Below are 21507 nucleotides of genomic sequence, written 5' to 3'. Positions count from 1 at the left end.
CTTTCTCACCCTCTGAATTATATGTATTTTCTGTATATTTTAACATTTATTACACAAAACAAAAAGAAGAGACTTATGCCTCTTCTTTTTGTTTTGTTGCCTGTATGAATTCACATATTTCTTCTCGTTTTTCATTTTCTAACAGTTCAATAATTTTACTTCCAACGACAACCCCGTCACATATTGTAATCATTTCTTCTACATGTTCCTTCGTTGAAATACCGAACCCTGCCACTACCGGTAAATGCGTATGTGATTTTACTTTTTCTAAGTAACTATGAATCTCTTCTTTAAAATTTTGACGTACGCCTGTTACGCCCGCTACTGTAACGGCGTAGACGAATCCTTCTGATTCACTCGTAATTTTTTTGATCCGCTCAATTGGGCTCGTAACAGTAACAAGTGGAATGAGCCCAATGTTTGCCTTTCGAAGTAACGGAGCAATAATGTCTTGTTCTTCATACGGTAAATCCGGAACGATAATACCGTCTACCCCTGCTTCCATACAGTTCTCGATAAATCCTTCTTTCCCGAATGCAAGTACTGGATTTAAATATGTCATGAGTACAAACGGAATTTGCACTTCTTTCCTTACCTCTATTAATGCTTGAAAAATACCTTTTACTGTCACACCGCTATCTAATGCTCTTTTCCCTGCCCTTTGAATCGTTGGGCCATCTGCGACTGGATCTGAAAACGGGATGCCGATTTCAACGATGCTTGCTCCCGCTTCGTCTAGAAAACGAATTCTTTCTTTTAATATTTCAAGGCCACCATCTCCGCCCATTACGTACGGAATAAATGCTTTCTTACCATTTTCAAATGCTGCTTTAATTCTTTCTACTCCCATTTTTTACACCTCTTCCATATAACGTTTTATACTCTCTACATCTTTATCACCACGGCCGGATAAACAAATGACAAGTCCTTCGTCTTCCTTCATTTGCGGCGCTAATTTCAATGCGTATGCAACAGCATGCGAGCTTTCTAACGCCGGGATAATCCCTTCTTTTTTTGTTAATAACTGAAACGCTTCTAACGCCTCATCATCAGTAATGGAATGATAAGAAACGCGGCCAATATCTTTTAGCAAGCTATGTTCTGGACCAACTCCCGGGTAATCAAGCCCTGCTGAAATAGAGTGCGCTTCTTGAATTTGCCCTTCTTCATTTTGCAGAAGATACATCATCGATCCGTGCAGGACACCGACGCTTCCTTTCGTTAAAGTTGCTGCATGCTTTTCTGTATGAACACCTTTTCCAGCTGCTTCTACGCCGTAAAGAGCAACTTCTTCATCATGTACGAACGGATAAAACATACCCATCGCATTACTACCACCGCCAATACAAGCAACGACTGCTTCTGGTAACTTTCCTTCTAACGCCTCATATTGTTTTTTCGTTTCATTTCCAATTACACTTTGGAAATCACGAACAATTTGCGGGAATGGATGTGGTCCGAGAACAGATCCCATAATATAGTGCGTATCATGCACATGTGAAACCCAGTAACGAAGTGCCTCGTTTACCGCATCTTTTAATGTACCGCTACCTGCCGCTACACTTTCTACTTTCGCTCCCAGTAATTCCATTCGGAACACATTTAATTTTTGACGTCTTACATCTTCTTCTCCCATAAAAATGACGCATTCTAATCCGAGTAGAGCACATACAGTAGCTGTTGCAACTCCGTGTTGTCCAGCTCCTGTTTCAGCGACAACTTTTTTCTTGCCCATTCGCACTGCAAGTAGTGCCTGACCGATTGTATTATTAATTTTATGAGCCCCTGTATGGTTCAAATCTTCACGTTTTAAATAAATCTTTGCACCTCCGCAATACTCCGTCATATTCTCAGCGAAATAAAGCGGTGTTTCTCTTCCGACATACGTTTTTAAATAATGATTTAATTCCTTTTGAAATGCTTCATCTTCCATCGCTTCTTTATATGCTTCTTCTAGTTCTAATACAGATTGCATTAACGTTTCTGGAACGTATCGTCCTCCGTATATACCGTAGTGACCTTTTTCATCTGGATATGCGTAATTCATTTAGAACACTCCTTCGCTTTTTTAATAAATTGTTTTATTTTCTCTACATCTTTCTTTCCTTCTGTCTCTACGCCGCTACTTACATCGACCATATATGGCCGAACAGTTCGAATTGCTTCTTCTATATTAAGAGTGTTTAATCCACCAGCTAATATCGTTTTCTCTCTTAATTCTTTTGGCATATGCGCAAGTAACCCCCAAGAAAATGTCTTTCCATTTCCTCCATGAAACTTTTCCTTCGGGCTATCAAATAATATATAGTCCGTTTCATACCCTTGAGCGTTTTTCATATCACTCTCTGAAGTTACTCCTAGTGATTTTATAGACGGAATATTCAATCTTCTAATTTGATAATTGTCTTCATCCCCATGTAGTTGTACATGTGTTAACCCGCACTCATCTGCAATTTTCTGGATCATTTCTACTGATTCATTTACGAAAACACCAATTTTTAACACGTTGGCTGGAAGCTCCTGAATGATTTCTTCCGCTCTCTTTGGAGTGATTTTCCGCTTACTTTCTGCAAAAACAAATCCGAGTGCATCTGCTCCGTATTCGCAAGCACGTTTTGCTGTTTCCATATCAGTGATGCCGCAAATTTTCACTTTCATATATTCACCTTACAATCTTCAAAAAAGGTATGAATAGAAGATGCTGTCATAAGTGCTTCCCCAACTAGTACACCTTTTGCCCCAGCTCGTTTAACGCGGATTATGTCTTCTTTTGAATGAATCCCGCTCTCACTAATCCAAAGTAATTTCTCCTCATTTAATCGTTTTCCAAGCTTTTCTGTTTGACTTAAATCGACTTCGAATGTTTTTAAATTACGGTTGTTAATACCGATAACGTGCGGATTTAATTGAATTGCAATTTCTAATTCCTGTTCATCATGAACTTCAACAATCGCTTCTAATCCTTTTTCTAGTACGTAGCTATACAACTCTTTTAATTTTTCTTTCGTTAACGCCGCTACGATTAATAAAATAATATCTGCACCAGCTTCATACGCTCTATCAATTTGAATCTTATCGATTATGAAATCTTTACATAAAAGCGGAATGCTACTTTCTTCTCTTGCCGTTTGTAAATCATAAAATGACCCTTTAAAAAATTGACCGTCTGTTAAAACAGAAACTGCACCAGCGCCACATTCTTCATATGTCTTCACTTGTTTTCGTACATCAACATGTAAATTAATATCTCCTTTTGATGGTGATGCTCGCTTTACTTCTGCAATGACAGTAAATTGCTCTAGAGCCTTTACAAGTGAGCGCGTTTTTCTTTTCTCTTTTACTGGTGTATATGTTTCATATAATGCCGCAACTTCCTTTTTCTTTTGATCTACAATTTTGTCTAAAATCGTCCCCACTTTAATTCACCCTTTCTAATTTTTCGTTACTTGCTGCAATTAATAAGTTTAGTTTCGCTAATGCTTTTCCAGAGTCAATGCTATGTGCTGCGAGTGTTATTCCTTCTTCAATCGTCTTTGCTTTTCCATTTGCGAAAAGAGCAAGCCCTGCATTGAATAAAACAGTATCACGGTAAACACTCTTTTCTCCGCTTAATATCCCGAGCGTAATCTTTGCATTTTCTTTCGAATTCCCGCCTCTAATCTCTTCGTTTTTCACTATTGAGAATCCATATTTCTTAGGTTCAATACTCGTTTCTACTATTTCATTATCTTTTAAAATGACAACATGATTTTCTCCTTGCAATGATGCTTCATCTAAAAACCCACTTCCGTTTACGACAAGCGCTTGTTTTCTTCCTAGTTTCTGTAGTACTTGCGCAACTGGTAGTAACATATCTCGTTTATAAATGCCGACAAATTGTGTTTCTAAATTCACCGGATTCGTTAACGGTCCAATTAAGTTAAAGATCGTCGGAACGTTTAATTCTTTTCTTATTTTCATAATGCGCTTTAATGCTGGATGCATCACTGGTGCGAATAAAAATGCGATTCCGACATGCTCTAATAAATAATCAATTTCGTTTGGCGTACTACTAATATTTACACCGAGTTCTTCTAATAAATCTGCACTTCCTGTTTTACTAGAAACAGCACGATTACCATGTTTTGCAACCTTTACGTCAGCTCCTGCCAGTACAAATGCTGATGTTGTACTAATATTAAACGTTTGGGCACCGTCACCACCTGTCCCGCAATTGTCCATCGCGCCTTGTATATGATTCGAAAACGGTAATGCCTTTTCGCGAAGAGCTCGAACGAGACCGTATATTTCTTCTGCCGTTTCACCTTTCGCTTTCAGTAAGACTAAGAAAGCTGCAATTTCACTTTCCAATATGTTTTCATTTAATAAAAGAAGCCCCGCTTTATACATTTCCTCTTCTGTTAAATGTTGTCCCTCCACCAATTTACGAAGATAGTTATTCATACTCTTTCCTCCTCTTTCACTTCGCCTAAAAAGGCACGTATTAACTTTCCGCCTTCTTCTGTCGCGATTGATTCCGGATGAAACTGTAATCCGAAGAGCGGATAATAATTGTGACGAACTGCCATTATTTCTCCATCGTCCATCGCTGTCGCTAATATGTCAAAACACTGTGGCAAGCTCGTTTGTGCTGCAACAAGAGAATGATAGCGCATCGCTGTTAGCGGCTGCGTCACATATGAAAAGATTGACGTTCCGTTATGTTTCACACGCGATGTTTTTCCGTGTTTAATGCGCTCTGCTCTTACAATCTCTCCTCCAAACGCTGATATAATCGCCTGATGGCCAAGGCAAATACCTAATATGGGAACGTTCTTATAAAAATGACGAATTACTTCAATACAAATACCAGCCTCCTCTGGTTTTCCTGGTCCTGGTGAAAGCACAATTCCTTTCGGCTTCATTTCTTCTAATTGTTCTATCGTTATTTGATCATTTCTTACGACAACAATCTCTTCTTCGTATTCGCCTAATAGTTGATACAAGTTATATGTGAATGAATCATAATTATCGATCAGTACAATCATTTCATTACCTCCAATAGCGCTCTCGCTTTATTTAATGTTTCTTCATATTCAGCTACTGGATCTGAATCGTAAACGATACCCGCTCCTGCCTGAACGTATGCTTTTTCATCCTTTACAACCATTGTTCGAATGGCGAGCGCCATATCAAGATCTCCTGAAAAACTAACGTATCCAACTGCACCGGCGTACACATTTCTTTTTTCATTCTCTAGCTCATTTATAATTTCCATCGCTCTAATTTTCGGAGCACCTGATACCGTCCCCGCTGGTAAACAGTACGCTAATGCATCAAATCCGCTCGTTTGTTTTCGCAATGTTCCGTAAACTTCAGATACAATGTGCATAACGTGAGAATATTTTTCTACTTTCATATATTTATCTATCGTAACTGAGCCGATTTCACTCACTCTACCAATATCATTTCGCCCAAGATCTACAAGCATCATATGCTCCGCTCGCTCTTTCTCATTTTCTAACAGTTCTTTTTCAATCTCCGTATCTTCCTCCTTCGTTTTCCCTCTCGGCCTCGTACCAGCAATTGGATTCGTCATCACTTTATCCTCCCTTACTGATAACAAACTTTCTGGCGAAGAACCGAGTACAACATAATCTTGAAAATCGATATAAAACATATATGGTGATGGATTGGCAATTCGAAGTTTTCGATATAACGCGAATGGATCTCCAATACATTCGCTTTGCAAACGCTGAGATAATACAACTTGAAATATGTCCCCGGCCCCGATGTGTTCTTTCGCCGTTTCTACCATCACGCAAAATTCTCTTTCCGTTATAGAAGAAGTGAATGATAATGTTGATTTTATTTCAGTTACTTCCGCTTCTTTTCCCTGTAGCACTTCCTCTTTGTATACTTGCAGCCTTTCGTATACTTCTCCATAATCTGCTGCATCATCTTCCCTGCATACATATACAAACGACAACTTTTGGCGTAAATGATCGTAAACGATAAACTCACGATATAGTAAAAGGTGTACTTCTGGAATATTCAATGGATCATATAAATCTGCTCCAATGTTTTCATATTGCCGGATGACGTCATAGCCAATATAACCAACTGCTCCTCCGCAAAATGGAAAAGGACTGTCTACTTGAGCGGACGCGATTATTTCTTCTAACACTTGTAGTACGTTACTTTGCAACTTTTCTGACCTGCCGTAAATGGTTCGTTCCACTTCCGTACCAGCACTTTTCACTTCACCATATGGATTACAACCTAAGTAAGAATAGCGTCCTTTATCTTGATGAAGCTGTGAACTTTCTAATAAAAATTTCTTTTTACCTTTCATACGTCTATATAAAGAAATTGGCGTAATGCTATCTCCTTCTTCTTCAACAATTACTAAAAATGTTTTTCTTTGTTCTTTCTGTTTTATAAATTCCTCTTTTGTCATCATGCCTTTCACCTCAATCTGAAAAATAAAAAAGTCCTCTACATATCGAAAATATGTAGAGGACGATAAATTTACCGTGGTACCACCTCATGTTGGACGCAAAAGCATCCCGCTTTATTCAGGTACAAAATATATACCTTATCCTTGTAACGGCGGAACCCGGGTTGCCTACTGAAAATAATTGTTCAGCATACCTCTCGTAAGCCCATTCCGTATATAGCACCGCACCGGGCTCCCACCTATTCCCGGCTCTCTGTAACGTCTCCAATATACGTACTCTTCTTACTTAAACGATTTCATTTATTTAATTTTTTATACACAAAAAGGGAGTACTCATCCTATAGAAAGGACGGGTACTCCCGTGGTGCCACCTTAATTCGTTACGAACGTAACGCACTTTACCGTATCAAAAACAATACGTGTCTCTTGTATCGATGAGATCATGTCGCCAAAGCCTACTTCTTTCGTTTCGGTTTGGAAGCTCCGAAGCCCATTCCACATCAATTCCATACTGATTCGCACCAACCATCAGCTCTCTGACATGTTCATCATGTGTACTCTTCTTCTTCAACGCTTGTATTTTTTTAAGTTGCACTCATTATAGACCTAACTTTTTTCACAAGTCAATACTTTTTAAAAAATTTTATTTTTCTCTCCTTTCAATATTATATTGACAAAACAACCTCTTTTTATGTAAATATAATAAATACTCTATTAAAAATAAGGTTTTTTGTATGAATATTATATATTAAAAAAGTAAAATGACATCGAAAAACGCTTACATTTCTGAAAATTCATATTTCTATATGGATTTTTCAGAATAATCATGATAGATTATAAATATGCATAACGCATCAAAAGACATGACAAAAGGAAGGGGAACTACATGAGTACGCAGATGTTAACTTTAACTTCTATCTCTATTTACATGCTCGGGATGTTAGTCATTGGCTATTTCGCCTATAAACGAACGTCCAACTTAACAGATTATATGCTTGGCGGGCGTACACTAGGCCCCGCAGTAACGGCATTAAGTGCTGGAGCATCCGATATGAGTGGTTGGCTTTTAATGGGCTTACCCGGTGCAATGTTTAGCGTTGGATTAAGTAGTAGTTGGATTGCGATCGGCCTAACACTAGGCGCATACGCAAACTGGCTATATGTCGCTCCTCGCTTACGTACCTACTCTGAAATTGCAAACAACTCTATTACTATCCCAGAATTTTTGGAACACCGTTTCCAAGACAAATCCCATATGCTACGCTTAGTATCTGGACTTGTTATTATGATTTTCTTTACTTTTTATGTAGCTTCAGGACTCGTTTCAGGTGCTGTATTATTTGAAAATTCATTTGGTATGAACTACCACGTTGGATTATTCATTGTAGCTGGCGTTGTTGTTGCTTACACGTTATTTGGTGGTTTCTTAGCAGTAAGTTGGACAGACTTCGTGCAAGGAATCATTATGGTAATTGCTCTTATTCTTGTTCCTACTGTTACAATTATGAATGTAAATGGACTTGGTCCAGCATTTAGCACAATTAAATCAATTGATCCAACATTATTAGACATTTTTAAAGGTACTTCTGTATTAGGTATTATTTCATTATTCGCATGGGGCCTTGGTTATGTTGGACAACCACATATTATCGTACGCTTTATGGCAATTTCTTCTGTAAAAGAAATTAAAAGTGCGCGACGAATTGGTATGAGCTGGATGATTTTCTCTGTTGTTGGAGCTATGTTTACTGGCCTTATCGGTATTGCATACTACTCAGACAAAGGATTAAAGCTATCCAATCCAGAGACAATTTTCCTTGAGCTGGGGAAAATTTTATTCCACCCGCTTATTACTGGATTTTTATTAGCAGCTATTTTAGCAGCTATTATGAGTACAATTTCATCTCAGTTACTCGTTACTTCTAGTGCTGTAACGGAAGACTTATATCGTACTTTCTTTAAACGTTCTGCTTCTGATAAAGAGCTTGTATTTGTCGGCCGTATGGCTGTTCTTGTTATTGCATTAGTTGGGTGTGCATTAGCGTTTAAACAAAATGATACGATTTTAGCTCTTGTTGGATACGCTTGGGCTGGATTTGGCTCTTCATTCGGACCTGCTATTTTATTAAGCTTATATTGGAAACGTATGACGAAGTGGGGCGCACTTGCTGGTATGATTTCTGGTGCCGCTACTGTTATTATATGGACGCAATTCAAATTCTTAAAAGAATTCTTATATGAAATGATTCCTGGTTTTACTATTAGTTTACTAGTAATCGTAATTGTTAGTTTACTAACACAGCCTTCAAAAGAAACTACAGAGCAATTTGAGAATTTCGAAAAACAACATAGTGATAATTTATAAAGGAAAAGCTCTGCTGTTATCGTATCAGCAGAGCTTTCTTTTTTCTCAAAGTTCGACAATCTTCTGCTCGAATTTAACAATTTCTTTATGTTTCATTAAATTAAACGTAACACTACTCCTTTATAGTAGTACTATCAGCACTTATACAGAAAGGGGACTCCAACATGTTAGCAGCTTTCCAGCAACAACAAACACGAAAATTTTCACCTATCACCAATACTTCTGCGTCTTGTTTGAACATACAACCTAATCCACCTAAAATTTCAATCGCTCCTTCTGTTATTTCAGTCATCGGTGTTCATATGGAAAAAAATAAGTTGAAAATAAGAACTGGCCAAAGCACTGAGTTGTCCGCCACTGTTTTGCCAGTACAAGCAACCAATAACGAACTTATTTGGACAAATATGAATGCTGATGTTATCACACTGTATCCAAAAGGTGATACAGTAACGATTACTGGAAAAAGTGCAGGTAGAGCAGTCGTAATTGTTACAACTGCTGAAGGTAAGTTCAGGGACCTATGTATCATTCATGTACAACCTTATATGACAAACCCAAAGTAAAAGAGTGGCTATGAAGCCACTCTTTTACTTTATTTCAATGTGTGGATTTTTACTTGTAACGAGATTGATAAATTGCTCTTTATCTTTAGGAGAAATAATTTCTGTTTGATGTGCACCATAAACAATTTCAAGTCGATCAAATGACAATGCATGGGCTGCTATTGGATTTTTTGTATTTAAAATTTGTTTTATATCTCGTATCAATATGCGCTTTTTCACGAAACCGGATCTAATAGTAATTGTTTCTTCTCCAACAATATATTTTGTTGAAAACCAACTCCACATCAATAAGATAGATAATGGGATTGTGAAAAACAAAAGAAAATATTCCCTTCCTGCAAATATTGGAGCAAAACACGCTCCAATGATAACGAAAAAAATCGGATATAACCAGGCATCTTTTTTTGATAGAAACTCCATTTCCCTCCCCCTTCTACGCCCGTATTTCTATAAAACAAAAAGAGAAGTATCACAACTTCTCTTTTCTCTCTTAACATTATAATTCCTGTGTATAAACAGGCTCGTTTACGACATTTTTTGCTGTTCTTTTTTGTTGCTGCAATAAGAAAACAGACACACCAAACAATACGAGCATGCTACCGATCATTTGCATTGCATTTAATCTTTCCCCAAGTAAGAAGAATGCTAGTATAGATGCTCCAACTGGTTCCCCTAAAATACTCATCGATATTGTTGTTGCATTTACGTAGTTTAATAACCAATTATTAATGACATGTGACACTGTCGGCACGACCGCAAGTAAAAGAAACACGGTCCAATCCCACTTCGTATAACCTGTAAAAGGCACTTGCAGTACTATATTATACATTCCCATAAAAATACCTGCGAATGCAAAAACTGTAAAGCTGTAAATCCAGTGTGATACTTTCTTTACTGTCGTTTGGCCGATAAATAAATAACCAACAACTGCTATTACACTTAAAAAGGATAATATATCTCCATAAATTGCTTGTTCACTTAGTCCTAAATCTCCCCAACCAATACACACTACACCTAATATCGCAATTCCCATTGTCGCAATGGCTGAGTATGTTGTTCTTTCTTTAAATAAGAAAAAACCGCCAACTAAAGATACGATTGGTTGAAGCGCTAAAATAATTGTCGAACTCGCAACTGTTGTATGTTTTAAAGATTCAAACCATAAAAGAAAATGAAGTGCTAAAAAGAAACCAGATCCAATTAAAAATCCCCAATCTTTTATTTGAATCTTACTAAACTCTTCCCGTTTTTTCCAAACGATAGGCAGCATAAGAAGTACGATAATCCATAATCGATACATACTTAATATGGAAGATGGTGCCGAGGACATCTTTACAAAAACTGCTGCGAATGAAATGGCTATAATGGAAATAGCTAATGGTAGCGCGATTGACCTTTCTTGTTTCAAATTCCGTCTCCCCTCTCACCTGTCAAAAATCCCACTTCATTATATCCGTTTTCTTTCCTAACTTAAATACTAATTTTTTAGATTCTTCGTACCATTATGGTAAAATAGAAACGAAAGCACCTATTAGTGAATATTTCTTTCTTTTTCACTACAAGCGTCGCTCTTACAATTATTACAGTAAATTTTTATTTAGGGGGATCTACATGAATCAAACAATTGGGAGAATTGAAGAGATTTCATTTTATAGTGCATCACTTCAAGAAGATGTTACACTTCTCGTTTACTTACCGGTAAATTACACACCGCTGCACAAACATACAGTTGTCATTGCACAAGATGGCAGAGATTATTTTCAGCTTGGTAAAGCACACCGTGTAATTGAGCGCCTTCGTGAAACTGAAGAAATTGACCGCACAATTATTGTCGGTATTCCATATAAAAATGTACACGATCGTAAAGAAAAATATTTCCCAAATGAGGTAAAAAACGCTGCGTATATTCGTTTCCTTGCTCATGAACTTGCGCCATATATCGATGAAAATTATCCAACGTACCAAATGGGAAAAGGTCGTGTGTTAATTGGAGATTCTCTTGGCGGGACAGTTTCCTTTATGACCGCACTTATGTATCCGCATACATTCGGTAAAGTCGTTATGCAATCACCTTTTGTAGATGAAACAGTAATGAACTTAGCAAAAGAATTCAAAAATCCGGAGGCGCTAGAACTTTACCACGTCATTGGAACAGAAGAAACAGCTGTAAAGCGCACGGATGGACAAGTATCTGATTTCGTAGGGCCGAACCGTGAGCTTCATACGCTTCTGATAGATAGAAATTTCATCACGCATTACGAGGAGTTTGAAGGTAATCATACGTGGAAATATTGGCAAACTGATTTACCGAAAGCTTTCTCTCATATGCTATCAATGAAATAATAGAGAGCAGTATTCAGAATAATTTGATATAATAGATTAAGAGAGTTATTTTCTCAAAATCTAACTAGACTTACAAAGGGAGGAATTGGAACATGAAATTAGGCATTGTAATTTTTCCATCTAAAATGATTCAAGATAAAGCGAACGGATTGCGTAAACGTTATGATCCGCATTACGCATTAGTTCCGCCACATATTACATTGAAAACACCCTTTGAGACGCAAGATGAACAATTAGAATCGATTGTAAACGAGTTACATACAATCGCAAGTAAAACGAACCCTTTCACCCTTCATGTTGGAAAAGTTGGTTCATTCGCACCTGTTAATAATGTTATTTATTTTAAAGTAGAAAAAACACCTGAACTTACTTTCTTAAATGAGGAAATGCATAGCGGGTTCTTTACACAAGAACGCGAATACGCTTTCGTACCTCATTTAACAATTGGACAAGGCTTATCTGATGCAGAGCATGCTGATGTACTAGGTCGATTACGTATGAAAGATTTCTATTACGAACAACCAATTGACCGCTTCCACCTTCTATATCAATTAGAAAACGGAACATGGACTGTACACGAAACATTCCGCCTTGGAAAGGGGAACAACTAATTTGCATGCACAGATCGTACAAACGGACGAACAACTAAGGGATGCATTCTCTGTACGTAAGCAAGTATTTGTGAAGGAACAGCAAGTTTCTGCCGAAGAAGAGTATGATGAGTTTGAAGAAACTTCCATACACGTTGTTATATATGATAATGATGTTCCCGTTGGTGCTGGGCGTTTTCGCACCATTGATGGAATAGGAAAAATGGAACGCATTTGCGTACTAGCTTCCCATCGAAAAAAAGGCATCGGAAAAATTGTTATGAATGCACTTGAAGCATATGCGAAGGAAAACTCGCTACCAAAATTGAAGCTGCATGCTCAAACACATGCAGAAGATTTCTATAAGAAACTTGGATATGTAACGAATTCTGATGTATTTATGGAAGCAAATATTCCTCACATCGTTATGATAAAAGAATTGTAATTTGAAAACAGGAGGTATCCCCTCCTGTTTTTTACATTGCTATTTTCTTTTTCTTCCGCTAAAGTTAAATGTTGATGCTATAGTTTTGAAGGTGAATATATGACACAAGAAAAATTTTCACAAAAATCATTAACGCACGCTGATATTCCACGTGCAACATATCATATCCCAAAAACATCTACCCATTTAATTATGGAAGAAGATGCAGATGCGGCGTATTTCCGCGCTCTCGAACAGCAAAATGTATTTTTAAATGAAAAACAATTAGAAGCCGTACGAACGACAGAAGGTCCTGTTCTTACACTGGCTGGTGCCGGAAGCGGGAAAACATCTGTTTTAACAACTCGCGTCGGTTATTTAGTAAATGTAAAACAAGTTCATCCGCGAAATATTTTATTACTTACATTTACACAAAAAGCGGCTGAAGAAATCCGAAATCGTGTAGCGAATTTACCGGGTATGAATCATGCTGCAAGTAACTACGTTGTTGCTGGTACATTCCACTCTGTCTTTTTAAAATTGCTTCGTAGTCAAGGATATAATCAGCAAATTTTAGCAAACGAAAAACATAAACAAATTATGATAAAGAAAATTTTAAAAGAATTGCGTTTAAAAGACGATTATGATGCTGAAACGATGCTCGCGATGATTTCACTTGAGAAAAACAAATTAAATCGTCCGAAAGATGTAAAAGCAAAAACACCCGTTGAACAAGAATTTAAAGAAGTATACGAGCGTTTTGAAGAAGTGAAACAACGATATAATTATATTGATTTCGATGACATCTTATTAGAAACATATTATATGTTAGAAAATAACGCTCCTTTGCTTACCCAATTACAACAACGTTTCCACTATATTGAAGTAGATGAGTTCCAAGATACATCGTATGCTCAATATGAAATTGTAAAATTGTTAGCTTCGCCAAGAAATAATTTATTTATCGCAGGTGATGACGATCAAGCTATATACGGCTGGCGAGGAGCAAGTCACCAAATTATTTTATCTTTTCCAAAAGAATTTGATAACACTACGATTATCGCCCTTAATACGAATTATCGATCCAATCCTTTTATTGTCGGACTTGGAAATGAAGTTATCAAACTAAATCAAGAAAGGTTTGATAAAGAGCTATATTCTGTTCGTGAAGAAGGTGTACAACCTTTTTATGCAAGACCGGCTACGACTCTTGATGAAGCAAATCAAATTTTGCAGCTCATTCAAGAAAAAGTAGATAGTGGTGAACGAAATTATAAAGATTTTTGTTTGCTGTATCGCACACATTCTGTAAGCCGTTCGTTACTTGATCAGCTTACCATTCATAAAATCCCGTTTATTAAGCACGGTGCGAGTCAGTCATTTTATGAACATTCTTTAATTAAGCCTGTATTGGATCATTTACGACTAGTAATTGAACCATTTCGATTAGAATCACTTTCAAACATATTACCAACGATGTATATCGGGCGTGATGATTGTATTTCATTTATTGAACGTGAACAATGGAAATATGGTGAAGGCCGTTTCCCTTCTCTTCTTCATTTCTTATTATTAAATCCGAACTTAAAACCTTTTCAAGTGAAAAAGGTAAATGAGCGTATCGATTTTATTAAATTTATAAAAGAATTAGAACCGAAAAAAGCATTAAAAGAAATTATTCATGGTAAAGGAAAGTATTTAGAGTACTTACAAAGTAACGATCGTTCTTCCTTTACGATGCATAAAGATATACAAGAAGAAATGTTAGAAGAATTAATGGAGTCAGCAAATCGTTTCACCGACATTCCAGCTTATTTACAATTTATTGATGAAGCCATTCAAGGGCAAAAAGAAATGGAAGCATTAAAAACAATGCCGCAAAAAGATGCTGTTTCGCTTATGTCTATTCATAACGCCAAAGGCCTTGAATTTCCATGTGTCTTTTTACTCGGGGCGAGCGATGGTATTCTGCCTCATACTTCTTCTTTAAAAGATGCAAACGATCGTGTTACAGAGACTTCTGAAGCTTTAGAAGAAGAACGCCGACTACTTTATGTCGCAATTACACGTGCGAAAGAAGAATTGTACATTTCCTCTCCGCAATTTTTTAGAGGAAAAAAATTAGATATATCTCGCTTTTTGTATACTGTGCGAAAAGATTTACCTGAAAAGACATCCACGAAATAAGGATGTCTTTTTTTATATTGCAATATGTACATCCCTCCTATATAAATTCCTCTTTTTATCATAAGAATTAACGTAATATCAACCATATCCCACTCATATTGTAATAGTGTATGTCAGAACTCACGAGAAGGAGTGAACATAATGAGCTGCAATTGTAACGAAGATCATCAACATGATTTTGATTTCAACTGTGTATCTAATGTCGTTCGTTTTATACATGAACTACAAGAATGTGCAACGACAACATGCGGATCTGGTTGTGAAGTCCCCTTTTTAGGAGCACATAATAGCGCATCAGTAGCAAATACGCGTCCTTTTATTTTATACACAAAAGCCGGAACACCATTTGAAGCATTCGCGCCATCTGCAAGCCTTTCTAGCTGCCAATCTCCAATTTTCCGTGTCGAGAGTATAGATGATGATGATTGCGCTGTATTGCGTGTATTAACTGTAGTATTAGGTGATACTTCTCCTGTGCCACCTGGTGACGATCCAATCTGTACGTTTTTGGCTGTACCAAATGCAAGATTAATATCGACCAACACTTGTCTTACTGTTGATTTAAGTTGCTTCTGCGCTATTCAATGCTTACGTGATGTTACGATTTAAATCTAAATAATGAGTTAAGCATGGATTGGGTGGCAGAATTATCTGCCACCCAATCCATGCTTAAAGAGTATTATTATGTAAATTTATTAAAATTGGGAACTTGTCTAGAACATAGAACCTGTCCTTTTCATTAACTGAAAGTAGAAACAGATAAAGGAGTGAAAAACATGTTCTCTTCTGATTGCGAATTTACGAAAATTGATTGCGAGGCAAAACCAGCTAGTACACTACCTGCCTTCGGTTTTGCTTTCAACGCGTCTGCACCTCAGTTCGCTTCACTATTTACACCACTACTATTACCTAGCGTCAGTCCAAACCCAAATATTACTGTTCCTGTAATAAATGATACGGTAAGTGTCGGAGATGGCATTCGAATTCTACGAGCTGGTATTTATCAAATCAGTTATACATTAACAATTAGTCTTGATAATGTACCTACTGCACCAGAAGCTGGTCGTTTCTTCTTATCATTAGGTACGCCAGCTAACATTATTCCTGGATCAGGTACAGCAGTTCGTTCTAACGTTATTGGTACTGGCGAAGTAGACGTATCCAGCGGTGTTATTCTTATTAACTTAAACCCTGGTGACTTAATTCGAATTGTACCAGTTGAGTTAATAGGAACTGTAGACGTTCGTGCTGCAGCATTAACAGTTGCACAAATTAGCTAGTAAAAAGCGGTATTTCACCTTTGAAATACCGCTTTTTATGTATAATAAAAAACACTCACGGTAACATGAGTGTTTCATTCTTCATAGTGTTTTATTGTATTCTTCTTTTTCCCACAATTACATCCCTTTTTCTTCACAAACCCTTGTTGTTGCAATTGTTCTTGATATGCCTGTTGTTGTGCATGGTGCTGTTGCTGTATATTATACCATTGCTGCAGGTCATATGAATTTTGCCTTGGATTATTGCTCACAGCAAACATCTCCTCTACTGTCAATTCTGTCTATTTACTATATGAACAACTCTTTATTTCCGTTCCCTCATTCTTTTAAACTCCGCTTTTTCTCTTAGTATGAAAATATATTATTCTCCCATAAAATATCCTGTAATCGTTTCAATGATTGCTGCTGCTCCTGCAATAGCTAATAACGCAAGTAACGGTTCTGCAACGATAGGGATCCAATTATATAACACTAATAAAAAAGCACTAACCCATACACCTGTACACCAATAACAGCTTAATAATTCGCCAATCCACTTTCTTAATCCTTTACCTTTTACTTTTGTAAAAGTTGATACACTTCCATCCGGCTCTGTAATCTCTAATTCGTCAATAAACGGTCTTCGCAAAAAAGCTGTAATTTTATCATAAACAATTAAACGGGTGAGCCTAAAAGCAGCTAACGCGAAAATAAAAAATAAAAGCCAACTTGTAAACAGCATAATTCCACCTTCCCTTATCTTCTTTCGCCTATTTAAAAAAAAAGGTCTTGAGATTGTGACCAAATCTCCTCGACTCCAATATCTTATTAATGTAAATACAAACAAGAAGATAAGGAGTGACATTAATGAGTTGTAACGAAAATAAACACCATAGCTCTTCTCATTGTGTAGTTGACGTTGTAAAATTCATCAATGAACTACAAGATTGTTCTACTACTACGTGTGGATCTGGTTGTGAAATTCCATTTTTAGGTGCACACAACACTGCATCAGTAGCAAATACACGCCCTTTTATTTTATACACAAAAACTGGAGAACCTTTTGAAGCATTTGCACCATCATCAAGCCTTACTAGCTGCCGATCTCCAATTTTCCGTGTGGAAAGCGTAGATGATGATAGCTGTGCTGTGCTACGTGTATTAAGTGTAGTATTAGGTGACGGTACTTCGATACCACCTGGTGACGATCCAATTTGTACGTTTTTAGCTGTACCAAATGCAAGATTAATATCTACCACTACTTGCATTACTGTAGATTTAAGCTGTTTCTGTGCGATTCAATGCTTACGCGACGTTTCTATCTAATAAGTGAAGTAAACTAAAAAACTATTGGGGTGGTAGAAGATTTCTACCACCTTTACATATTTAAAAGCCAGCCATACTAATTGATTGGATATCATCTATAGACAACTTAATATCTCGCATGCTATTTGGTGGCATAATCGCTACAATTCCATTACGATACGATATGATTGATCCAACATATGAGACTGTAGCTGTTTTTATTCTGCACCTTACTTTCGGAATATAATGAGGGCGATTTAATAAAAAATGAATTTTCTCTTCATTATTCATATCCTTAAATGATTTATTATACGGGACAGTTCTCACTGGTTCTTTCTGTTTCTGTTCCAGTTCCTCTTCTTCTATTTTCTCTTCTACTTGTTGCTCTTGTTGCTCTTCTTGTTCTTCTATTACCTCTTCCACCGCACTACTTACAACATTTTCGTTTCTATTACTTTCCTCTTTTTGATCCTCATTTTCAAAGTTTGTTAAAATAATTCTTTTTATTTTCGGTGCAGCAAGTTCCAAACTTACTTGTGCAATATATAACAACGGTTTTCCAACTGTTGAACTTTTATTTTTATTCTTCACACTCGTCCCTCCCACTTCCATACGTAGCTGGATAAATCGTGTACTATTATAGTTATATTCATCACATGGTAAGAACTTTCGTTAAAAATCGTTCTTTCCAGGAACAAATAAAAAGGACAATCTCAACATGTAGAGATTGTCCTTTAACAGTTCATATTATAATTATCCTAAGATATGATACCCTGAATCAACGTGAATGTTTTCTCCTGTTACGCCGCGTGCTAAATCACTGAATAAGAATACTGCTGTATCCCCAACTTCTTCTTGCGTTGTTGTACGACGAAGTGGTGCGCGCTCCTCAATTTCTCTTAAGATTGAGTTAAAGTCGCCTACACCTTTTGCAGATAACGTACGAATTGGACCTGCAGAAATAGCGTTAACGCGAATGCCATGTTGGCCTAAATCGTTCGCTAAATATTTCACGCTCGCTTCTAATGAAGCTTTCGCAACACCCATAACGTTATAGTTTTTCACAACGCGTTCGCCGCCAAGATATGTTAACGTTAAAATATTTCCGCCTTCCGTCATTACTTTCTTCGCTTCTCTTGCTACAGCTGTTAAAGAGAATGCACTAATATTTTGTGCAAGTAAAAATCCATCGCGAGAAGTATCTACAAATTCACCTTTTAAGTCGTCACGATTTGCAAAAGCGATACAGTGTGCAACACCATGAATTGTACCAACCTCTTGCTTGATTGTTTCAAAACAAGCTGTAAGTTCTTCATCATTTGTTACATCACAAGGTAATACAAGTGATTCTTGTCCTTCTAATGTATCCGCTAATTCACGAACATTTCTCTCTAAACGTTCTCCTGCATATGTGAAGATTAATTTTGCACCTGCATTATGCAAAGAGCGAGCAATTCCCCATGCAATACTTCTTTGGTTCGCAACGCCCATAACAACAAATGTTTTCCCTTGTAATAGTTCCATGATATATCCTCCCAGAAATACTTATACTTGTTATTAGTACCTGATACTATAATTATAGTAACATAAAACCTCTTAAAGGCAAACAAAAAAGTCATTAACTTAAAATTGTTAATGACTTTTGGTTTCTATAAAAAAACGCTCTAATCCTTCTTCCCAAGAAGGCATTTGTAAAAAACCATTTAATCGTAGCATGTTATGTTGGAAAATAGAATATTTCGGCCTTGCTGCTGCAGCCCCAAATTCTTCGGTTGAAACAGGTAACACATTCACCTTCATATTTGCATACGAAAATATTTTCTTTGCAAATTCAAACCAAGAACATGATCCTATATTGGATACGTGATACGTACCGTATAAAGAAGTATGAATGAGCTTATTAATCATCACATTTAAATCCGCCACATACGTAGGAGAACCTATTTGATCCGCTACAACAGATATTTCTTCTCTTTCTTTCCCTAATCGTATCATCGTTTTCACAAAATTATTTCCATACTTACCATATAACCACGATGTACGAACGATAAAGTATTTATTATGTAACTCTTTGACGAACTGCTCTCCCGCATATTTAGAAGCCCCGTATATATTGATCGGCGCCGGATTATGAAATTCATCGTACCCCTCCGGTCTGTCGCCTTGAAATACATAATCCGTACTAATATAAACTAACTTCGCCCCAACTAATTGTGAAGCAACCGCTACATTTCGAGCCCCTATTGCATTTATTACATAAGCAAGATCTCGCTCTTTCTCAGCTTGATCAACCTTCGTATACGCTGCACAATGAATAATGATATGTGGCCTTATTTCTTGTACCACTTGCTGCACTTTGGATATATTTGTGATATCTAGTAACTTTTTATCAAATGGATATATGTCATATTCTTCAGGATTTAACTCTTCTTGTAGTTGCTTTCCCAATTGACCATTTGCTCCTGTTATGATAATCCGTTCTCTCATTTATATACCCCTTACTTTTTTAATGGTTTCCACCATTCCTCATTCTTCTCATACCATTGCACCGTTTCTTGTAACCCTTGCTCAAACGTATACTTCGGTTCCCAATCAAATTCATTCTTCATTTTCTCTGCATCAATCGCATAACGGCGGTCGTGTCCTAAACGATCTGTCACATATTCAATATCCTTTTCCGTTTTTCCTAAGAGAGTAATAATTTGTTCCACAACATCTATATTTGTTTTTTCATTATTTCCACCTATATTATATACTTCTCCTATACGTCCCTTATGCAAAACAACGTCAATCGCACGACAATGATCCGTTACATGTAGCCAATCTCTTACATTTAATCCATCGCCATATAACGGTAATTTTTTTCCTTCGAGCGCATTCGTAACCATTAACGGAATTAATTTTTCAGGATATTGATACGGCCCATAGTTATTGGAACAACGCGTTACGATAACTGGTAATTGATATGTTTTATAATAAGATAAAGCTATCATATCGGCGCTCGCTTTGCTTGAAGAATATGGACTATTTGGAGCTAACGGGGTTTCCTCGGTAAATCGCCCTGTTTTTCCTAAAGATCCATACACCTCATCCGTTGATACTTGCACAAGTTTAATATGCGGATATTTTTTTACTAATTCTAGTAAGGTGACCGTCCCAATTACATTTGTATCATAAAAAGGGATCGGATTTTCAATACTACGGTCCACATGTGATTCAGCTGCGAAATTGACGATTACTTGCACATCACGTTCCTGAATAACATGCTCCAGCAGCTCTCCATTTTGAATTTCCCCTTTTACAAAATAGTAATTCGGATGATCTTGAATAGACTTTACATTATTTAAGTTTCCACTATATGTTAGTGCATCAAAATTAATAATTTTATATGTTTCATAGCTTTGTAACATATAATGCACAAAATTACTTCCAATAAATCCAGCTCCACCTGTTACTAATATATTCATAAACAACTCTCCTACTCAAAAACTATCTTCACATTCCTGAAGCGATGGTAATATTCGATCTTTGTCAGACAAAATAGGACTTGTTACCGGCCATGGAATTGCTAATTCTTTATCACTCCAAATTACCCCTGAATCATGATTAGCACTATAATACTCATCTACTTTATACATAACAATCGTATGCGAAACAAGTGTACAAAAACCGTGTGCAAATCCTTTTGGCACTAATAATTGCCGATGATTATCCGCGCTTAAAATATATCCTCTCCACTGCCTAAACGTTGGGGAATCTTTTCGCAAATCGACGATAACGTCATAGATTGCTCCTTGCATAACTTGAATAAGTTTCGTTTGTGCTTTCGGATTTTTTTGAAAGTGTAATCCCCGAATCGTTCCCGCTTCTGTCGAATACGAAACATTATCCTGTACAAATGAATACGTAATCCCTAATGTTTCTAGCACCTTCTTATTATAACTTTCAGTAAAAAAGCCACGCCCATCTCCAAATAACCTCGGTTCTAACAATTTTGCGTCAGTAAAGTTTGTTTCTATAACTTTCATATTC

At 36.8% G+C, this 21507-nt stretch carries 25 protein-coding genes and 2 other annotated features; of the genes, 9 read left to right on the top strand and 16 right to left on the bottom strand.

Annotation, left to right across the window (positions count from 1 at the left end; translation table 11 throughout):
* Positions 1–73: 73 nt before the first annotated feature.
* From trpA to trpE, 7 genes are read right to left on the bottom strand one after another with little or no spacing between them, the layout of a single operon-like run.
* Positions 74–850 carry a tryptophan synthase subunit alpha gene (gene trpA, locus ACTFSI_RS06415; RefSeq protein WP_242261670.1) on the bottom strand — a complete coding sequence of 259 codons (777 nt, stop codon included), beginning with the start codon at positions 848–850 and terminating at the stop codon, positions 74–76.
* Positions 851–853: 3 nt separating this feature from the next.
* Entirely contained in the window at positions 854–2047 is a 1194-nt protein-coding gene (trpB, locus tag ACTFSI_RS06410; protein WP_001105001.1) for a tryptophan synthase subunit beta, read from the bottom strand.
* Positions 2044–2658 carry an N-(5'phosphoribosyl)anthranilate isomerase gene (gene trpF, locus ACTFSI_RS06405; protein WP_242261668.1) on the bottom strand — a complete coding sequence of 205 codons (615 nt, stop codon included), beginning with the start codon at positions 2656–2658 and terminating at the stop codon, positions 2044–2046. Before trpF ends, trpB begins: the two co-directional genes overlap by 4 nt.
* Entirely contained in the window at positions 2655–3416 is a 762-nt protein-coding gene (trpC, locus tag ACTFSI_RS06400; protein WP_440045294.1) for an indole-3-glycerol phosphate synthase TrpC, read from the bottom strand. Before trpC ends, trpF begins: the two co-directional genes overlap by 4 nt.
* A gap of 1 nt (position 3417) precedes the next feature.
* Complete coding sequence (trpD, locus tag ACTFSI_RS06395; protein ID WP_440045293.1) at positions 3418–4443, bottom strand: anthranilate phosphoribosyltransferase; 1026 nt, start codon at positions 4441–4443, stop codon at positions 3418–3420.
* Positions 4440–5027 (bottom strand): aminodeoxychorismate/anthranilate synthase component II, encoded by a 588-nt coding sequence (locus tag ACTFSI_RS06390; RefSeq protein WP_000636346.1) that lies wholly within the window; start codon positions 5025–5027, stop codon positions 4440–4442. The genes trpD and ACTFSI_RS06390 overlap by 4 nt, the downstream gene beginning before the upstream one ends.
* Positions 5024–6442, bottom strand: coding sequence for an anthranilate synthase component I (trpE, locus tag ACTFSI_RS06385; protein WP_440045292.1), 1419 nt, complete (start codon positions 6440–6442; stop codon positions 5024–5026). The genes ACTFSI_RS06390 and trpE overlap by 4 nt, the downstream gene beginning before the upstream one ends.
* Before the next feature lie 52 nt (positions 6443–6494).
* Positions 6495–6739: a binding site (T-box leader), on the bottom strand.
* 42 nt (positions 6740–6781) lie between these two features.
* Positions 6782–7019: a binding site (T-box leader), on the bottom strand.
* A 306-nt stretch (positions 7020–7325) separates the two neighbouring features.
* Between trpE and putP the strand changes: the two genes are divergently transcribed.
* Both putP and ACTFSI_RS06375 read left to right on the top strand, forming a co-directional pair.
* Positions 7326–8804: a sodium/proline symporter PutP gene (gene putP, locus ACTFSI_RS06380; RefSeq protein WP_242261664.1), complete on the top strand. Its 1479-nt coding sequence runs from the start codon at positions 7326–7328 to the stop codon at positions 8802–8804.
* Between the two features lie 164 nt (positions 8805–8968).
* Positions 8969–9367, top strand: coding sequence for an Ig-like domain-containing protein (locus tag ACTFSI_RS06375; protein ID WP_000878719.1), 399 nt, complete (start codon positions 8969–8971; stop codon positions 9365–9367).
* Positions 9368–9391: 24 nt separating this feature from the next.
* Here the strand turns inward: ACTFSI_RS06375 and ACTFSI_RS06370 are convergent, their stop codons facing one another.
* Both ACTFSI_RS06370 and ACTFSI_RS06365 read right to left on the bottom strand, forming a co-directional pair.
* On the bottom strand, positions 9392–9787 hold the full coding sequence (locus ACTFSI_RS06370; protein WP_270362923.1) for a PH domain-containing protein: 396 nt from the start codon (positions 9785–9787) through the stop codon (positions 9392–9394).
* Between the two features lie 76 nt (positions 9788–9863).
* Positions 9864–10775 (bottom strand): DMT family transporter, encoded by a 912-nt coding sequence (locus tag ACTFSI_RS06365; RefSeq protein ID WP_440045291.1) that lies wholly within the window; start codon positions 10773–10775, stop codon positions 9864–9866.
* Between the two features lie 203 nt (positions 10776–10978).
* Here ACTFSI_RS06365 and ACTFSI_RS06360 point away from each other — a divergent pair, with 203 nt between their 5' ends.
* From ACTFSI_RS06360 to exsF, 6 genes are all read left to right on the top strand, one after another.
* Positions 10979–11710: an alpha/beta hydrolase gene (locus ACTFSI_RS06360; protein WP_001076850.1), complete on the top strand. Its 732-nt coding sequence runs from the start codon at positions 10979–10981 to the stop codon at positions 11708–11710.
* A gap of 92 nt (positions 11711–11802) precedes the next feature.
* Positions 11803–12321, top strand: a complete 519-nt coding sequence (locus ACTFSI_RS06355; RefSeq protein WP_000765876.1) for a YjcG family protein — start codon at positions 11803–11805, stop codon at positions 12319–12321.
* A 1-nt stretch (position 12322) separates the two neighbouring features.
* Positions 12323–12745, top strand: a complete 423-nt coding sequence (locus tag ACTFSI_RS06350) for a GNAT family N-acetyltransferase (protein WP_000543279.1) — start codon at positions 12323–12325, stop codon at positions 12743–12745.
* A 99-nt stretch (positions 12746–12844) separates the two neighbouring features.
* Positions 12845–14911, top strand: coding sequence for an ATP-dependent helicase (locus ACTFSI_RS06345; protein WP_000191163.1), 2067 nt, complete (start codon positions 12845–12847; stop codon positions 14909–14911).
* Positions 14912–15052: 141 nt separating this feature from the next.
* Positions 15053–15520: a spore coat protein CotY gene (cotY, locus tag ACTFSI_RS06340; RefSeq protein ID WP_001277715.1), complete on the top strand. Its 468-nt coding sequence runs from the start codon at positions 15053–15055 to the stop codon at positions 15518–15520.
* Positions 15521–15687: 167 nt separating this feature from the next.
* The gene (exsF, locus tag ACTFSI_RS06335; protein WP_000492941.1) at positions 15688–16191 is read left to right on the top strand and encodes an exosporium protein ExsF; all 504 of its coding nucleotides are present in this window, start codon (positions 15688–15690) and stop codon (positions 16189–16191) included.
* A 74-nt stretch (positions 16192–16265) separates the two neighbouring features.
* On the opposite strand, the gene ACTFSI_RS06330 is transcribed toward exsF, so the two are convergent.
* Both ACTFSI_RS06330 and ACTFSI_RS06325 read right to left on the bottom strand, forming a co-directional pair.
* A complete protein-coding gene (locus tag ACTFSI_RS06330; RefSeq protein WP_003266501.1) occupies positions 16266–16451 on the bottom strand; it encodes a hypothetical protein in 186 nt (61 codons plus the stop codon).
* Positions 16452–16552: 101 nt separating this feature from the next.
* Complete coding sequence (locus ACTFSI_RS06325) at positions 16553–16912, bottom strand: DUF1360 domain-containing protein (RefSeq protein ID WP_000899662.1); 360 nt, start codon at positions 16910–16912, stop codon at positions 16553–16555.
* Between the two features lie 125 nt (positions 16913–17037).
* On the opposite strand from ACTFSI_RS06325, the gene exsY reads away from it, so the two are divergent.
* Positions 17038–17496 carry an exosporium assembly protein ExsY gene (gene exsY, locus ACTFSI_RS06320; protein WP_044792732.1) on the top strand — a complete coding sequence of 153 codons (459 nt, stop codon included), beginning with the start codon at positions 17038–17040 and terminating at the stop codon, positions 17494–17496.
* A gap of 60 nt (positions 17497–17556) precedes the next feature.
* On the opposite strand, the gene ACTFSI_RS06315 is transcribed toward exsY, so the two are convergent.
* The 5 genes from ACTFSI_RS06315 to rfbC form a co-directional block, all read right to left on the bottom strand.
* Positions 17557–18087 carry a spore coat CotO family protein gene (locus tag ACTFSI_RS06315; RefSeq protein WP_275894180.1) on the bottom strand — a complete coding sequence of 177 codons (531 nt, stop codon included), beginning with the start codon at positions 18085–18087 and terminating at the stop codon, positions 17557–17559.
* A 141-nt stretch (positions 18088–18228) separates the two neighbouring features.
* The gene (fabI, locus tag ACTFSI_RS06310; protein ID WP_000421886.1) at positions 18229–18999 is read right to left on the bottom strand and encodes an enoyl-ACP reductase FabI; all 771 of its coding nucleotides are present in this window, start codon (positions 18997–18999) and stop codon (positions 18229–18231) included.
* Positions 19000–19107: 108 nt separating this feature from the next.
* The gene (gene rfbD, locus ACTFSI_RS06305) at positions 19108–19962 is read right to left on the bottom strand and encodes a dTDP-4-dehydrorhamnose reductase (RefSeq protein WP_275894179.1); all 855 of its coding nucleotides are present in this window, start codon (positions 19960–19962) and stop codon (positions 19108–19110) included.
* Positions 19963–19973: 11 nt separating this feature from the next.
* Positions 19974–20942, bottom strand: a complete 969-nt coding sequence (gene rfbB / locus ACTFSI_RS06300) for a dTDP-glucose 4,6-dehydratase (RefSeq protein ID WP_001024148.1) — start codon at positions 20940–20942, stop codon at positions 19974–19976.
* Between the two features lie 15 nt (positions 20943–20957).
* Positions 20958–21503 carry a dTDP-4-dehydrorhamnose 3,5-epimerase gene (gene rfbC / locus ACTFSI_RS06295; RefSeq protein ID WP_270362915.1) on the bottom strand — a complete coding sequence of 182 codons (546 nt, stop codon included), beginning with the start codon at positions 21501–21503 and terminating at the stop codon, positions 20958–20960.
* Positions 21504–21507 lie beyond the last annotated feature (4 nt).

The organism is Bacillus cereus group sp. MYBK101-2, from assembly GCF_051918845.1.
In the GTDB taxonomy this organism is placed as follows: Bacteria; Bacillota; Bacilli; order Bacillales; family Bacillaceae_G; genus Bacillus_A; species Bacillus_A paranthracis.
This window is presented reverse-complemented; position numbering and strand designations above follow the sequence as displayed.

What these genes read in the sequence shown, in the direction of transcription:
- trpF (WP_242261668.1), bottom strand. Translation starts at nt 2,658, where the DNA reads ATGAAAGTGAAAATTTGCGGCATCACTGATATGGAAACAGCAAAACGT.
- ACTFSI_RS06360 (WP_001076850.1), top strand. Translation starts at nt 10,979, where the DNA reads ATGAATCAAACAATTGGGAGAATTGAAGAGATTTCATTTTATAGTGCA.
- ACTFSI_RS06315 (WP_275894180.1), bottom strand. Translation starts at nt 18,087, where the DNA reads ATGGAAGTGGGAGGGACGAGTGTGAAGAATAAAAATAAAAGTTCAACA.
- putP (WP_242261664.1), top strand. Translation starts at nt 7,326, where the DNA reads ATGAGTACGCAGATGTTAACTTTAACTTCTATCTCTATTTACATGCTC.
- exsY (WP_044792732.1), top strand. Translation starts at nt 17,038, where the DNA reads ATGAGTTGTAACGAAAATAAACACCATAGCTCTTCTCATTGTGTAGTT.
- exsF (WP_000492941.1), top strand. Translation starts at nt 15,688, where the DNA reads ATGTTCTCTTCTGATTGCGAATTTACGAAAATTGATTGCGAGGCAAAA.
- trpB (WP_001105001.1), bottom strand. Translation starts at nt 2,047, where the DNA reads ATGAATTACGCATATCCAGATGAAAAAGGTCACTACGGTATATACGGA.
- trpA (WP_242261670.1), bottom strand. Translation starts at nt 850, where the DNA reads ATGGGAGTAGAAAGAATTAAAGCAGCATTTGAAAATGGTAAGAAAGCA.
- cotY (WP_001277715.1), top strand. Translation starts at nt 15,053, where the DNA reads ATGAGCTGCAATTGTAACGAAGATCATCAACATGATTTTGATTTCAAC.
- rfbC (WP_270362915.1), bottom strand. Translation starts at nt 21,503, where the DNA reads ATGAAAGTTATAGAAACAAACTTTACTGACGCAAAATTGTTAGAACCG.
- trpD (WP_440045293.1), bottom strand. Translation starts at nt 4,443, where the DNA reads ATGAATAACTATCTTCGTAAATTGGTGGAGGGACAACATTTAACAGAA.
- ACTFSI_RS06330 (WP_003266501.1), bottom strand. Translation starts at nt 16,451, where the DNA reads ATGTTTGCTGTGAGCAATAATCCAAGGCAAAATTCATATGACCTGCAG.
- ACTFSI_RS06370 (WP_270362923.1), bottom strand. Translation starts at nt 9,787, where the DNA reads ATGGAGTTTCTATCAAAAAAAGATGCCTGGTTATATCCGATTTTTTTC.
- ACTFSI_RS06325 (WP_000899662.1), bottom strand. Translation starts at nt 16,912, where the DNA reads ATGCTGTTTACAAGTTGGCTTTTATTTTTTATTTTCGCGTTAGCTGCT.
- rfbB (WP_001024148.1), bottom strand. Translation starts at nt 20,942, where the DNA reads ATGAATATATTAGTAACAGGTGGAGCTGGATTTATTGGAAGTAATTTT.
- ACTFSI_RS06345 (WP_000191163.1), top strand. Translation starts at nt 12,845, where the DNA reads ATGACACAAGAAAAATTTTCACAAAAATCATTAACGCACGCTGATATT.
- ACTFSI_RS06390 (WP_000636346.1), bottom strand. Translation starts at nt 5,027, where the DNA reads ATGATTGTACTGATCGATAATTATGATTCATTCACATATAACTTGTAT.
- ACTFSI_RS06355 (WP_000765876.1), top strand. Translation starts at nt 11,803, where the DNA reads ATGAAATTAGGCATTGTAATTTTTCCATCTAAAATGATTCAAGATAAA.
- rfbD (WP_275894179.1), bottom strand. Translation starts at nt 19,962, where the DNA reads ATGAGAGAACGGATTATCATAACAGGAGCAAATGGTCAATTGGGAAAG.
- ACTFSI_RS06375 (WP_000878719.1), top strand. Translation starts at nt 8,969, where the DNA reads ATGTTAGCAGCTTTCCAGCAACAACAAACACGAAAATTTTCACCTATC.
- trpE (WP_440045292.1), bottom strand. Translation starts at nt 6,442, where the DNA reads ATGATGACAAAAGAGGAATTTATAAAACAGAAAGAACAAAGAAAAACA.
- fabI (WP_000421886.1), bottom strand. Translation starts at nt 18,999, where the DNA reads ATGGAACTATTACAAGGGAAAACATTTGTTGTTATGGGCGTTGCGAAC.